We start from the raw sequence: 14,583 nt of genomic DNA, 5'->3' as shown, positions 1-14,583 counted from the left end.
CAGCAGGCGAGCTATTCAAAATGTTCGGTTTCACTACTGAAAACGTAGTAAACACAGCGAAAGAGCTTCTAGCTTAATCTTGAATACATTGTCTCGCCCTTCAATGGGTTGATGCATACAGAAAGCCCCGCATGAAAATACGGGGCTTTTTTTGTCTTTTCTCTCATTCGGATTAAATCTAACGGCTATTTTTCTTCGAAACGCTTTGCCAGTTGGTAGAACTCATTGACTTGTTCTTTTAGCTCTGTGGAGTGGTCTTTCACAGAATGCGTTGCCACTAAGTTTTGTTCTGCGGTCGAGGCGATAGACTGCATATGCAGATTGACTTCACTCGACAGCTCACGTTGCTTATGAGCAGAACTTTCAACAGACTGCATGAGTTCATTCATGGATTGCATTAGGTTTTCGACTTCCGACAAGCGCTCTGCACTCACCTTCGCAACATCACCACATGCGTCCGTTTGCTCACGGTTCGCCAGAATATCTTTTTGCCACCCTTCAATCGTCGTTAGCATGGTATCGATGCTCTCTTTGATCTGAACCGTAGCCTTTGAGGTTCGACCCGACAATGCACGGACTTCGTCGGCAACAACGGCAAAGCCTCGTCCTTGCTCGCCCGCTCTCGCCGCTTCAATCGCAGCGTTCAGGGCCAACAAGTTGGTTTGTTCGGCGATTCCACCAATCTCTTCCATTATCTTGCTTACGCTCTGCGCTTGATCGCTCAGTTGGTAAGTCGCTTGAGTCGCCTTTTCAGCCTGAGAAGCTAGGCTCTCTAAGTTTTGATGAGTTTGATTAATGCTTTCTTTAGCGCCAGCACAGGTTTGCAAAGTCACATCAACAATCTGGTGCGCTTCTTCTGTGCGAGAAGAGACCTCATTGGCGGTGATTTCAACCTCTTCAGTCGCCTCTCGTACTTGAAGAATGTCTTTTGTTTGTTGATCTAAGGCTTCTGATACTTCAAATGACGTCGCATTTAGGTTGTCAGCCAAATCTTGTAACGGCTTGGCTGAGTCTGTCATGCGACCTAATACGGTGCGGATTCTTGCAGACAATAGTTTTAAGTGAAAATCGGCAATAGAGAACTGACTATTACCTGAATAAACAAGACGACTAACACTATCGAATTTAGATTGCAGCTTTTTCAACTGCAGTGGAGTATCAATCAGCTCTTGTCGGAAAAGCAGTGCTAATGCTGAAACAGGAAGTAGGCTCAACAACCATTGTGATACTTGCCCTACTTCAATGAGATTTGAAATTAACGGCGCAGCCAAAGAGCCTAGCAACACGGCGTAACGAACACTGTCACTGATCTTTAATGACCATTGGCGACCCGACTTTTCAGCCTTCAAGAGGCCTTGGTAAGCCTTATCTGCAACTTGTATCCATTCATTCTTTGGCTTAACACGAACAGATTGGTAGCCACTCACCTTACCATTGTCGTAAATTGGAGTTACATAAGCATCGACCCAGTAAAACCCACCAGATTTGGTTTTGTTTTTTACGATGCCACGCCAAGCTTTACCTTGCTTTAGGTTAACCCACATATCAGCAAAAGCGGCTTTCGGCATATCGTTATGCCTTACGATATTGTGGTGTTGCCCTAGCAATTCTTGTTGGCTGTATTCCGCTATGCGACAAAAAGCATCATTACTGTACGTAATCACGCCTTTTAAATCAGTGGTAGAGACAAGTTGTTCGTTTTCGCTGAGAAGCGTTTCACGAGATTGAGTAGATGAGCTGACAGTCATTATATTAATTTAGGTTAATTATTATTTTAGGCGAGGAATATATACAATTATTAAAGTTATGACAAAATGTGAACGTCACATTTTGTGTAAATGCCTGCTATTTATACAAATATTAGCTAAGTACCTCACAAAGCTAATAACTTCACTATCTTCTCATGCCAACAGTCACGACTCATCTAAGTTTACGGCAGTGGTAAATTTCACGGTTCTCATTGAGACAGAGGTATGGAATTTACGAATATTCAGATCTTTGCGTAGTACTCGCTCCACAAAGTCTTCGTAGGCTTGAATGTCTTTGACCGTCACAATCAACATGAAATCAAAGCTGCCTAATATCTGATAGCACTGCGTGACCTCTTCTGCCTTTGAAATAGAATGGCGAAAGATTTGGTAAATATCCCCTCGATCACGCTCCATTTCCACGGACACAACCAAAGTCATCTTACTGCCGGTCAGTTCTGGATTAATGATGGACACACCACCGACAATCACGCCCTCTTCTCTCAGCCGTTTCACTCGCTTTAAGCAAGCAGGCGGTGACAACCCGACCAGCTCTGCTATTGTTAAATTTCACGTCATTGAAACACTGAAAGTTACTCTCAATACCCTAATTATTGATATTTTGAGTAAAAATAATTTGAGCATGGGTATTTACTAATGACTCAGTTATTACATGCGTATTTTAAAACACCGATAATAAAAAATTATCTTATTAGTTAGAACCCAACGCCTTGTATAAAGCGCCCTCCAGAATAATAACCACGACCTAATCAATGTTATTAAACATCCAAACTATCAACTATTCATTCAACAAAACCCATTAAATAACTGACAATAGAATAAATAACACTCCTTATTTTATATTAACTCTAAATGTTGAAACCGGAACGAATAATTAATTGTAATAATTATCCATTTGATTGGTAAATTTTATAAATATATTTTGTTACATAATCAAAACTGATGGCTTGATATAATAATGTCACACAAAACAATGGCTTTAATGGTTCTAATTTTTTCCTCACTGTCACAGGCTTCCACTATTGAGAACGACGAACTATTACTGAAGTCATTGATTAAACGAGGTGTTACCTGTTCAGGCTTAACCTATGAGGAAAATCAAGAAGCTTTGCGTATCTATCTCAACGCTAAAAAAGTGAAGAGCACCCCGTTTGATTCAAAAAATAGAAAAGAGACAACCAATACAAAAGAGATAGAAAGTAAAAAACATACAACAAACACACGTCAGTTAAATAAGGCACCACAAGAGTGTATTAGGCCAAACTCGGACAACAGATCTGAATAAGGCAAGTTGATACTGATATCGACATGGAAATACAAAAAGGAAATATAATGAAAATGATGAGAAAAACATTGTTGGCTTCAGCAATGCTTACTCTATTTAGCGTCAGTGGTTATGCAAAAACACCTATTGATTTAGGCGTAGTTAATGAAGACAAACTCATTGAAATGCTAGTTAGACAAGGCTTAGTCGACCAAGATGCAACCGATGCGGCAAAGCGCGATGCGCTTGACCGTTACTTAAAAAATAAGATCAATTCCGGTTTCAAAGGCGATGCTCAATTCGGTAAAAAAGCACTTGAACAACGAGCGAAAATACTCAAAGCCATTGAGAAAGGATCTGGCGTTAAAAAGGCCAGCGTCTTTGCTTTAGAAGTCGGCACTAAACGTACCGACAAAGTGCTCGCTCTGTTGGTCGATTTCCCTGATTTGAACTGGGATGACAACAAGTTGACCGAAGAGCACACGCAGATGCTCTACGAGAGCTACAACCCTGAACATTATCAAGAGTTGTTGTTTTCAAATTCTGGCTACACAGGGCCAAATGGCGAAAACCTAATCTCGATGCGCCAATATTACCAAAGCGAATCAGGCGACAGTTACAGCGTTTCAGGTCAAGCGGCAGGTTGGTATCGCGCCTCTAAGCCTGCGTCATTCTATGGTGGCAACTCCCCTACCACCGACAACGACCTAAACGCCCAAGAACTGGTTCGTGAAGCGCTGAATCAACTGGCTCAAGATCCGAGTATCAACCTTGCCGATTACGACATCGAAGATCGTTACGATTACGACGGTGACGGAAATTTCCGCGAACCCGATGGTGTGATTGATCACCTGATGGTGTTTCATGCATCGGTAGGCGAAGAAGCCGGTGGTGGCGTGTTAGGCCCTGATGCGATTTGGTCTCACCGATTCAACCTTGGTCGCACTCATGTACTGGAAGGCACCTCTAGCTCGCTTCCAGATCGCTTTGGTGGCCAATATGCAGCGTTCGATTACACCATTCAACCGATTGATGCGGCTGCGGGTGTTTGTGCCCACGAATATGGCCATGATTTAGGCTTACCAGACGAGTACGACACGCAATACACAGGCAAAGGCGAACCGGTTTCTTACTGGTCAATCATGTCTTCGGGCAGTTGGGCTGGTCAAATTGGTGGTACACAACCAACGGCATTCAGCTCTTGGGCAAAACACTTCCTACAGAAATCGATTGGCGGACGTTGGGTTAACGATGATCAGCTCTCGATTGATGACCTAGGAGACAATCCACAAGTGTATACGCTGTTCCAAACAACGGATAACAGTCGTCCTAACATGATCAAAGTGGATCTTCCTGAAAAGCAGATTGAAAGTCTGAAACCCTTTGAGGGCGAGTATTCATTCCACTCTCAAAAAGGCGATGATCTGAAAAACAGTATGACTCGCAAGTTGATGATCCCAGCGGGTGATTCTGCACTGCTGTCTTTCAAAACTTGGTATGAGATTGAAAAAGACTACGACTTTGCGCGCGTGCTAATCAACGGACAAGCCATTGCAGGCAACATTACCTCAATGGACGACCCATACAACACGGGCCTCGTTCCTGCTATTGGCGGCGAATCTGGCGGATGGGTTAACGCTGAGTTCGACGTTTCACAATGGGCAGGACAAGAAGTTGAACTTTCATTTGAGTACATCACCGATGGCGGCTTAGCAATGGAAGGCTTCTATTTAGATAACCTTGCTGTGGTTGTCGATGGTGAAGTGACCTCAATAGACGATGGTGAAAGCAACTCCACCTTCGCCCTTAATGGTTACAAGCTGAGTAATGGATTCCATCAAGCGCAGCACTACTATCTATTGCAGTGGCGCAGCCACATGAATGTTGATGAAGGCCTAGCGAACATCAAACGCATGGGACAACTGATGTCATTCGACCCAGGCTTGATCATTTGGTACGTCGACGAATCACTAACCGACAACTGGGTAGGTAAACACCCTGGTGAAGGTTGGTTAGGCGTGGTTGATGCAGACCAAAATGCCATGGTGTGGGCAAACTCTGGTGAAGTGGCTCAAACACGCTACCAAGTTCGAGACGCTGCGTTCTCACTCAAAGATCATACTCCAATGCGTCTTGTAAACAGCGACAATGATGTACTCGAAGATACCAGTTTGGTTGGCAATGCTAGCTTCTCGGATGACCAAGATTACACATCGCCTCAAGCACCAGATTCAGGACGCATCCTGACGGAGTTTGGTTTAGCGGTCGATATTGTGAATCAGAGTGACAACAACGAATACGGCGTGGTTCGCTTATCTAAAGTAAGCCAACACAACGTCGCTCCTACTGCGAACTTCGAGCTGAATGTGACTGGCCTAAACGTTTCAGCACGTAACTTCAGTTCTGATCAAGATGGTGAGGTCGTCAGTTATCTATGGGACTTTGGCAACGGCACAACAAGTAACGAAGTGGCACCAACTTGGCCTTACGAGCAAGCCGGTGAATACACGGTGAACTTGACTGTTGTTGACGACAAAGGCGCTACCGATTCATTTAGCTCCGTAGTGAGTGTTGAATCTCCAAACGCCCTTCCAGAAGCGAGCGCGAAGTACATTCACTTGGGCCGCTGGGTAACCATGTGGTCTACAAGTTCAGACAGCGATGGTCGTATTGTTGATACCGAGTGGACACTTCCAAACGGAAAGGTGAAACGAGGTCGCACATTCACGTCAATCTTCCCTTCATACGGAAAGCACGAGGTGACACTGAAGATAATCGATGACCAAGGTGGGATTACCACTAAGACAATTTTGATCGACCTGTAAATCATCGCTGGCTCTGTCATGCGTATTTACAACACAAGCTTAAGTACTGTTGTCACAGGATATAAGCCACGACAGCAGTTTTAAGAAAACGTTATTATTTAAGCCGTAAGCAAAGGCCCTATCGATTTGGTAGGGCTTTTTATTGGTCGCAGTTCGAGATACTAGGGTTTTAATCACAGTAACAAATTTACTGAACCACCATTCGATGAGCCATTACACAGGCTGCTTTTGAATACGCGATTTACGAGCACTGAATGCGAACAGCAAGATAACAGCTAACACGAATGGTAATACGTAGATATTGAGGTTCTGCCACCCTGCTGTCGATTCTAGCCAGCCAGAGAGCATGGCGGTAATCGTCACACAGCCAAAGACAATAAATTCATTAAACGCTTGTGCCTTAGCTTTATTCTGCGATTGGTAGGACTGACTAAACAAACCTGTTGCCGCGATAAACATAAAGTTCCAACCGACACCAAGCACAACTAGAGCCGCTCTGAAGTGCCAGATAGATTCGCCATGAATGTTAATCGCGATACAGACGACGAACAGAACCCCGCCTGCCAAGATCATCATTCTTGAGCCAAACTTCTCGATAAGTGAACCAGTAAAGAATGCAGGAACAAACATCCCCAATACGTGCCACTCAATGACGCCCGCTGCTTTGGTAAAGTCAAAGCCACAACCAATCATTGCCAATGGCGTTGCTGTCATCAGGATATTCATCACCGCATAAGCGACCATGGCAGCAAACACTGCGCCAATAAAGTTAGGCGCTTTTACTATCACACTGAGAGGATCGGATTTAGGTGCCTGACTATTAAAAGAGACTTTTGGAAACTGAATTGTTTGTAAGATGAGTAACGCAAGAATGTTCAATCCAATCAAAGAAGCAAAAGCACCAATGTACAAGCCATCTTGCGACCACTGTTGCGACATAATCGCCAAATTTGGTCCTAATACCGCGGCTAAAACGCCACCAGCCATCGAGATAGAGATCGCTCGGTGACGGGCATTTTCATCACACACCTCGATTGCAGCAAAACGATAAAGCGTGCCAAAACCTATGCCTATCCCAAGTAAGAACGTAGCGAAACAAAACAAATAGAAATGTTGTTGAGACAGTGCGTAGGTGGCAAGACTAGCTCCTGTAATGCCAACCACATTACCAATGCTAAATCCTCGCTTTCTCCCTAACTTGCCTGAAATTAAAGATGCTGGAATAGTGGCTGCCATTAAACCCAAAAACTGCAGTGCAACCGGCAAGGTGATCATGCTGACACTGGGTGCAATCTGCTTACCGATCAAACCAATCACAGAGATCAGTAATATGTTACCCGTCATCAACAAGGCCTGACACAGTGAGAGCAGCCAAACATTTCTATTCATCTTCGTTCCTAAATATGAGCACAGTTGGTCAATAGACCAAAAATTCAACAAAGTCGCAACACTTTGTTACTCATAGCAACTCTACAAAGCGGCCAATATAAAGTGCTACCACCACATGACTTTGATTAGCGTTACTTAAGACGCTAGAGTTGAAATTATCATTACTTAAGATAATAATAATTTTCTGTTATTTATTGGCTTTGTTATTTATAGGCTTTAGTATTTGAAGGTGAGTATGATTAATCCACTTTGGCTCAATACATTTAAGACTCTGGTTGAAGTTGGCCATTTCACCCAAACGGCAGAAAAGTTGTATATGACACAACCTGGAGTCAGCCAACACATCAAGAAGCTTGAACAAGCTTGTAATTGTGACCTGCTATCTCGAGAAAACAAGAGCTTCGAACTGACCGAACAGGGTCGGATTATGTATCGCTATGCGATCAAACTAGAGAAAGACCAAGAAGATCTTTTTGAGTCTCTGAGTTTTGATAACCCTTATGCTGGGCAATGTCACTTGTCTTGCTCTGGCTCACTCTCTTTGCGTCTGTATCCCAAGCTTCTTGAACTTCAGCAGCAACACCAAGAGCTCAGCATTAACTTAGAAGCAGCTCCAAACAAAAAGATATTGAATGACCTAAATGAAGGCACTACCGATATCGGCATTGTTAGACATTCCCCGAACGACAGCTACTACCAAAGCCAAGTCATCGGCAAAGAAGCACTGTGTCTTATTGTTCACCACAGCCTTGCTGATTTAGAGATAACGCCGCAAGTATTGAACGACATTGGCCTTATTGCCCACCCAGATTCCGCACACTATCTGTCTTTGTATTTCGACCTTTGCGGAGATAAAGACTTAGCGAACATCAACGTTAATGAGATACCAAGATCTGGCTACATCAATCAGCTTCACCAGATCTTGCTACCCGTATCAAAAGGATTAGGTTTTACCGTGTTACCGGCTGGCGCGGTTGAACACTTCCCAGATAGAGACAAGCTACACGTTGTGCCGCCAAAGGTAGAAGTTGAGGAAACGTTGTATCTGGTTCAAAAACGAAACCGAAAACTGCCGCACCGATACGATACGGTTGTTGAGCTAATCAAACAGAACGTGAGTCGTTAGTTCGGTATAGATAGATTTAAAGCCTTTAGCTAGCGCGTTATTTCGCTGTAAGAGCTAAAGGCTTTAATGTTGAAGTGATATTTATAAAAGACAACTACTCAGAAGCGCCAAGCCCCTCTTTGGCTCGTTCAAAGTCATAATTATCTAACGCACTTTGAACATCTTTAAGAACAACAGAATGTGGATACTGTGCCAGTAACTCAGTCACATATTGAGTTGCATCGTTATCATACGCATCCAGCAGTGATAGCAACTGAGCATGCTGTTCTGACGTGATGCTCGGTGAGTCAGAGGTATCAGCAAGACTCACATCGGCTACTTCAGAACTTGTCGTATTAGATCCTTTGGCACCAGGCACATCAAAGCTGATCTCAACTGCTTTAATCAGTTCAATTAACCCAAGCTCACCTTGTTTAAGATCCTCTTCATCACACGCCTTGTTATGAGCTTTGCTTTCTAAATCACTGAGTAACTCTGCCAATCGCAACCCACCAATCGAAGCTGCCATGCTTTTTAAGGTATGTAGATTACGCTCTAACGTCTCCCATTCGCCTTGTACTAAGCTATCAAAAGCATCCGACATCATGTCTGGTGATCCTTTGCAGAACCTATCCAGCATTTTGGCTTGCAGTTTCACATCATGATAAGTCAGTTGCTCAAACCTCGACTGAGAGAAAACAGGCGGTTTTATGTGAGTATCAGAGTGTAATTCCGCACTCTCATCAGAATCACCTGTCTGTATCGCATCTGAATGCGTTCTACCTTCAACTAATACCTCAGGAACAATGTATCGAGTAATCAGAGACATCGCTTTATCAATAACAATAGGCTTGTCTAAGAAGTCCGTGACACCCGCTTCCCTCGCTCGTTGTTTCGCATCAGCAAAAACATTGGCTGACATTGCAATAATCGGTACATCTATATCGAATTCACGAATCAAACGGGTAGCTTCAAAGCCGTCCATAATCGGCATTTGAAGATCCATGAAGATTATTTCGTAGTCGTTGTTTTTAGCTAACTCCAGCGCTTCCTTTCCGTTTTCAGCAAGATCGGCATTTAATTTAGAGCGACTGAAAAATGCTAAGGCTAGATCTTGGTTCAGCTCATTGTCTTCAACCAATAACACTCTTTGGCCTTTGAACTCTATCTGGTAATCCAGTTGCAGTTCTTGGGCTTTGAAGTCGGCTAACGCATCCGAGCTTGATCGTGGCAATGTCAGTACAAAGGAGAACTCACTGCCTTGCCCGTAAACACTCTCCACCGTAATTTGACTGCCCATCGCATGCACTAATTTCTGGCTAATGTTGAGTCCAAGCCCTGTACCGCCAAACCGACGTGTCGTTGTGGTATCCGCTTGGCTAAAGGCTTCAAACAGCTTGTGACGGTTCCCATCCGAGATGCCTATCCCGGTATCCATCACACTCACCTTCATGGTTAGACTGCTATCGTTCGAGTCAACATGCTCCACCGTTAACGCTACGCTGCCTTTTTCCGTAAACTTAATCGCGTTACCCACAAGGTTGAGTATGACTTGGAACAACCTCAATGGATCGCCTTGCAATGGCGTGTCTAACTCAGAGTCTATGACCATCGACAAATTGAGCTGCTTCTCAGCCGCTTTCGACTCCATCAGCTCAATCACATCTTTAAAGGTCGTTACGGGATCAAACGGGACGTTATCAATAACAAGTTGTCCAGCTTCTATCTTTGAGAAATCAAGGATGTCATTGATGATACCGAGTAACGAATGGCCAGAACGGTGCACTTTCTCAATATAATTTCGAGCGACAGGATTAGATATTTCGCCAATCGCCAGATAAGACAAGCCAATAATGGCGTTCATTGGGGTTCTTATCTCATGGCTCATATTGGCTAAGAATTCCGATTTAGCTTGGCTCGCCAAATCGGCTCTCTGTTTCTCTTCTTCCAATTGTTCGTTAAGGCGCTTCATTTCTGAAATATCGAATGCCCAAAATAGTGTGGCGACTTCACCATCAATCTCAAAAAGATAGTAACTGACCAAAGCAACAAATCGGGTTCCATCAGACTTTCTGAGTACCAACTCCCTATTTTCAACTTTACCGTTAAGGTCGAGCTCTTTATGCACGCCATCACGAACGCTCAGCGAGTCATGGATAGCAGCGACGTCGATAGAAGACAACGCCTGATTATCCACGCCAAACAAACGTTTCGCCGTATCATTCGCGTAACGAACCTCTTCTTCAAATACCACGCTGGCTGCAATTGGAGAGCTATTTAGCATGTTGTAGAGTTGGTTCTGCGCCTTTTCCAGAGCTTCGGTCGCTTCCTTAGCAATACTGATCTGCTTCGCTAATTTACGATTCCAGAAAATAATAAGAAGAAGGATCACCAGAGAAAAAACCGAAATGGTGTAAACCAATTGATAATCAACTCTTTCTATCGCTTTGGGTGCAGCCCATTTTGCAGAGATCTTCTGGTGTTCTTCAGCTGAGATACTGCCTATCGCTTTGTTCACAATAGACAACAGCAAAGGTTCAGATTTGATGACATGCAGAGTTGGCGACAGGAAGAAGTCTAATCGACCGATGATGCCAATTCCTCGATAGCCAAATGAGTCGATTAAGTAATTTAAGACGTCAACGGTATCAATCATCGCATCAAACTCACCCGATTCGACGAGCTCTAATCCATCATTAGTCGATGACACCATCGACCAATTGATCTCAGGGTAACTATCCACAATAGCTTCTGTGTTGGCTCCCCCTTCTAAAATACCTATTTTCCAACCTGCAGCTTCTTCTAAGACAAGGCTGTTCACATCTCGTCTTGAGGCAATAGCCAAACGACTAGAAAATAACGGCTTACCCGCCTTCACGCCCTCGCCAAGCGAACGATTCTCCACAGCGGCCGACACAAGGTGCACTTTTCTATGGTCAACGAGTCGTCGAGTCTCCTGCCAACTGCCGACATCAACATGTTCCAAGCGTAAACCTGTTTTCTGCTCGATCAGCTTTAGGTAATCATCGATCATGCCGATGTATTCCCCTTTGCTCGATACGGCTTCATAAGGCAAAGAGTTAGGATCAATACCGATTTTCAATACTGGATGAGATTTTATCCACTGACGTTCATTTTGACTAAGATTAAGAAGTTCACCGACTAAACTGTTCGATTGATAAACATCTGAAATATAACGTTTTGCACCATCTCCGAATGAATCAAACTGCTCAATGGCAGGGAAATAAACATAACTTCCTTCCACGGAATCCACATCGAAATAGAACGTCATAAACCCAGCATTGGTGCTGCCCGTCTGCGTTTTATAGCCAACGCCTTTCGTTACGGATGACAATTTAGAGGTGTTTTTCTTGTCCAATGATGGCGTTGATACATCTCCTAGGAACCAAGATTCAAGCGGTCGCTTATTATTATCAGCCAGTGCCGAAATAACCATGAAAGTATTATCTGCATCAAATATGTCAAAAATCTTAGGCAATTCGTCAAAGCGATCATTAACAATAAAGTACGCTGAGATTTGAGCAATAATATCGGCCTTCTTCAGAACCGGAGTCAGGTCGTTCTTAATTTGTCTTCTAAGAATTGGCTCAAACTCCCCGTCTTCCCTTTTCAGGTTTGCCAATGCGGCATTGAAGCGGTCTCTTAGCTCAGCCCCCCTGAAATCCACGTAGATGGGATAACTGACTTTATAATCTTCATGGATCTGAATCTCGCGCATTTCAATAAACCGGGTATTGGTGACAAACCAGGTTAATACGCGCCTTTCTACCATCAGGAGATCAACATTTTGAGCTCTCAGTTGGGAAAACGCCGACTCTAAGCTGTCGAGATCATCTATCCGATCAATGCTCAATTGGCTTTCCAACACTTCTACGGAGTTTTTAATCGGCGATGTTTCATCGAACAACAATGCACCTAAGGACAAATTTTTTGCCGACTTCAAATCCAGCTTACGCCTCTTTAATGACACTGGCACAAAATCAACATCCATCACCTTGTCACTGACAAAGTGCAATGAAGAGTCATCAAGTTGAACGCCAGAAACAAATGATATTGAGTTGTTGTTATCGATAGCTTGACGAGCTGCAGTACGAGGCAAAGTGACAACGTCACCCAATCGATACCCCATATCGTTCAATGCCCTTTGCATAATGTCATGCTCTAAGCCAACAGAAGTACTGTCTGGATACATGTAAGGCGGGTTGCCGAATCCAAATACACCTTTAATGGGAGAGCGATAAGGCGAGTCATCTAACCATTTAGATAAAATGCGGTTATTTTTACTGATATCAAACGTTGCAATCTGTTGATTCAATAAGTTAAGCAGCTCATTGTCGTTTGAACGAATAACCATGGCTGCTTTGACGTTCTTCCAGCGATCAAGTACATGGTTGACCGCTAAATTCTCGACTCCGCTTTTATGAGCAAGATCCATGGTGGTTACAGGTTCAGCCAGTAAGCCATCAACCGACCCATCTTCTAATGCACGAATAGCATCAATGGCCGTATCGAATTCAACTCTCTCAATCGAACTAAGCTGCACGCCAGATCGCTTTAGGTCGATGCTTTCTCGAACCATGGCAATTCGCCTTTTGGCCTCTTGCTCTATTTTATTATTGAGATGATCTTCGGTAGGAAGAATGACGGCAATTTGGTACGAGATATAAGGATCAGTTTGAAGGAAACGTCCTCCTTCGCTGGGATCAAACTGTTGAAACGGAAACACATCGCCTTTCCCGTCTAACAAAGCTTGCTTTGCTTCAGCATGAGAATCTACGCTGATGAAGTTGGTTTTTACGTTGAAACGCTCTTCAAGATCGTAAGCCCAATCTCGAATAATCCCGTCGACTTTTCCGTCATCACCAATAAATGAGTAAGGATAATGACTGGATAGTGTAACAAACGTGATTTCACGATCAGGATCTTGCCATAGGTTTGGTTGTTGATCCGGAGCAGCCTCAGCGTTAACGCTAGCGGCACGAACAACGAATACAACAAACAAAATTATGGCGATGACATAACGCTTACCCCACTTACCCCACATCTGCCAGAGGTCACTCATCTTTGAACTTCTCTTTAATCTCTAGAATCTCTGGCAATTTAATGAAAAACAGATCAACGATAGTCGGGTCAAAATGCTTACCTTTCTGCTCAGTGATTAAAGCCAAAGCATCTTCGACACTCCAAGCTTTTTTATAAGGGCGCTCTGCGGTCAGGGCATCAAACACATCAGCAACAGCCGCAATTCTTCCAACCAATGGAATATCTTCGCCGGCTATCTGCTTTGGGTAACCACTGCCATCCCACTTTTCATGGTGATACTGCGCGACTTGAATGGCCATACGCATCAGTTTGGAATCGCCCTGCCTACCAAGGATTTCAACACCGAACTCGACGTGTTTCTGCATGGTAGTCCATTCATCGGCATCCAATTTCCCTGGCTTCAGTAACACACTGTCAGGAATGCCAATCTTGCCAATATCATGCATTGGTGCTGCATCACGCAACGTCTCGGCATCTTCGTCAGTCATTCCCAAGGCTTTAGCTAGCACTTCACAGTAGTGACTCATACGCTTAACGTGCATGCCTGTTTCATTGTCTTTAAATTCAGCAGCTCTACCCAGTATGTTCAGTGTTTCTAGCTTACCGAGATTGATCTCTTGAGTTTTCTCTTTTACCTGACTAAACAACGCGCGTTGTTGGTCATAAAGTGCGATATGCGTTTTCACACGCTGGAGTGCAATTGCAGGGGTTATCGGCTTGGTTAGGTAATCGACAGCCCCCAAGGAGAGCCCTTTTACTTCGGCTTCTGGACCAATTGTGGCGGTCACGAAAATGATAGGAATGTGAGCCGTATTCGGCTGAGCTTTAAGTTGGCGGCAAACCTCGTAACCATCAATGTCAGGCATCATGATATCAAGGAGGATAAGGTCTGGCTGCGGCACCATCTTCGCAATCTTGATACCAATGGTGCCGTTAATCGCCACTTTCACTTGATAGGTATCTTTGAGTATTGCCGTTAACACATCCAAGTTACTTGGGGTGTCATCTACGACTAACACTATAGGTTTCCGACTCATTGATACCTCGTATAAAAATCAAACAGTTATAACCATAGTGTAGAACGGTTTTCAGAGGTTAAGCAGAAAAAAGCAATTGATTTTCAAAAATGAAGAGTAGATCTGTGAGTGACTTCAAACTGGCGTTATT

Annotated in this window: 7 protein-coding genes and 1 pseudogene; 3 read left to right on the top strand and 5 right to left on the bottom strand. The window is 43.8% G+C overall.

Features of this window, described 5'->3' with window-relative positions; genetic code table 11:
- Positions 1 to 185 precede the first annotated feature (185 nt).
- Together AB4323_RS16950 and AB4323_RS16945 are read right to left on the bottom strand one after the other, a co-directional pair.
- Positions 186 to 1,748, bottom strand: coding sequence for a methyl-accepting chemotaxis protein (locus AB4323_RS16950; protein ID WP_372152955.1), 1,563 nt, complete (start codon positions 1,746 to 1,748; stop codon positions 186 to 188).
- Between the two features lie 165 nt (positions 1,749 to 1,913).
- Positions 1,914 to 2,318: pseudogene (locus AB4323_RS16945) on the bottom strand (Lrp/AsnC family transcriptional regulator); the annotation flags it as partial.
- Between the two features lie 409 nt (positions 2,319 to 2,727).
- Here AB4323_RS16945 and AB4323_RS16940 point away from each other — a divergent pair.
- Both AB4323_RS16940 and AB4323_RS16935 read left to right on the top strand, forming a co-directional pair.
- Positions 2,728 to 3,054, top strand: coding sequence for a hypothetical protein (locus AB4323_RS16940; protein WP_372152953.1), 327 nt, complete (start codon positions 2,728 to 2,730; stop codon positions 3,052 to 3,054).
- A 47-nt stretch (positions 3,055 to 3,101) separates the two neighbouring features.
- Complete coding sequence (locus AB4323_RS16935) at positions 3,102 to 5,858, top strand: immune inhibitor A domain-containing protein (RefSeq protein WP_372152951.1); 2,757 nt, start codon at positions 3,102 to 3,104, stop codon at positions 5,856 to 5,858.
- Positions 5,859 to 6,071: 213 nt separating this feature from the next.
- Here the strand turns inward: AB4323_RS16935 and AB4323_RS16930 are convergent, their stop codons facing one another.
- The gene (locus tag AB4323_RS16930) at positions 6,072 to 7,247 is read right to left on the bottom strand and encodes an MFS transporter (RefSeq protein ID WP_017061890.1); all 1,176 of its coding nucleotides are present in this window, start codon (positions 7,245 to 7,247) and stop codon (positions 6,072 to 6,074) included.
- Between the two features lie 235 nt (positions 7,248 to 7,482).
- Here AB4323_RS16930 and AB4323_RS16925 point away from each other — a divergent pair, with 235 nt between their 5' ends.
- Entirely contained in the window at positions 7,483 to 8,373 is an 891-nt protein-coding gene (locus AB4323_RS16925; RefSeq protein ID WP_372152949.1) for a LysR family transcriptional regulator, read from the top strand.
- A 94-nt stretch (positions 8,374 to 8,467) separates the two neighbouring features.
- Here the strand turns inward: AB4323_RS16925 and AB4323_RS16920 are convergent, their stop codons facing one another.
- Both AB4323_RS16920 and AB4323_RS16915 read right to left on the bottom strand, forming a co-directional pair.
- Positions 8,468 to 13,435: an ATP-binding protein gene (locus tag AB4323_RS16920; RefSeq protein WP_372152947.1), complete on the bottom strand. Its 4,968-nt coding sequence runs from the start codon at positions 13,433 to 13,435 to the stop codon at positions 8,468 to 8,470.
- Positions 13,428 to 14,453 (bottom strand): HD-GYP domain-containing protein, encoded by a 1,026-nt coding sequence (locus tag AB4323_RS16915; protein ID WP_229647323.1) that lies wholly within the window; start codon positions 14,451 to 14,453, stop codon positions 13,428 to 13,430. Before AB4323_RS16915 ends, AB4323_RS16920 begins: the two co-directional genes overlap by 8 nt.
- Positions 14,454 to 14,583: the final 130 nt, after the last annotated feature.

The sequence above is a fragment of the Vibrio sp. 10N.261.52.C11 genome (genome assembly GCF_041471405.1).
Lineage (GTDB): Bacteria > Pseudomonadota > Gammaproteobacteria > Enterobacterales > Vibrionaceae > Vibrio > Vibrio crassostreae_C.
Note: the sequence above shows the minus strand (reverse complement) of the source record. Positions and strands in the feature narration are given on the sequence as shown.

What these genes read in the sequence shown, in the direction of transcription:
- AB4323_RS16940 (WP_372152953.1), top strand. Translation starts at nt 2,728, where the DNA reads ATGTCACACAAAACAATGGCTTTAATGGTTCTAATTTTTTCCTCACTG.
- AB4323_RS16925 (WP_372152949.1), top strand. Translation starts at nt 7,483, where the DNA reads ATGATTAATCCACTTTGGCTCAATACATTTAAGACTCTGGTTGAAGTT.
- AB4323_RS16915 (WP_229647323.1), bottom strand. Translation starts at nt 14,453, where the DNA reads ATGAGTCGGAAACCTATAGTGTTAGTCGTAGATGACACCCCAAGTAAC.
- AB4323_RS16935 (WP_372152951.1), top strand. Translation starts at nt 3,102, where the DNA reads ATGAAAATGATGAGAAAAACATTGTTGGCTTCAGCAATGCTTACTCTA.
- AB4323_RS16920 (WP_372152947.1), bottom strand. Translation starts at nt 13,435, where the DNA reads ATGAGTGACCTCTGGCAGATGTGGGGTAAGTGGGGTAAGCGTTATGTC.
- AB4323_RS16950 (WP_372152955.1), bottom strand. Translation starts at nt 1,748, where the DNA reads ATGACTGTCAGCTCATCTACTCAATCTCGTGAAACGCTTCTCAGCGAA.
- AB4323_RS16930 (WP_017061890.1), bottom strand. Translation starts at nt 7,247, where the DNA reads ATGAATAGAAATGTTTGGCTGCTCTCACTGTGTCAGGCCTTGTTGATG.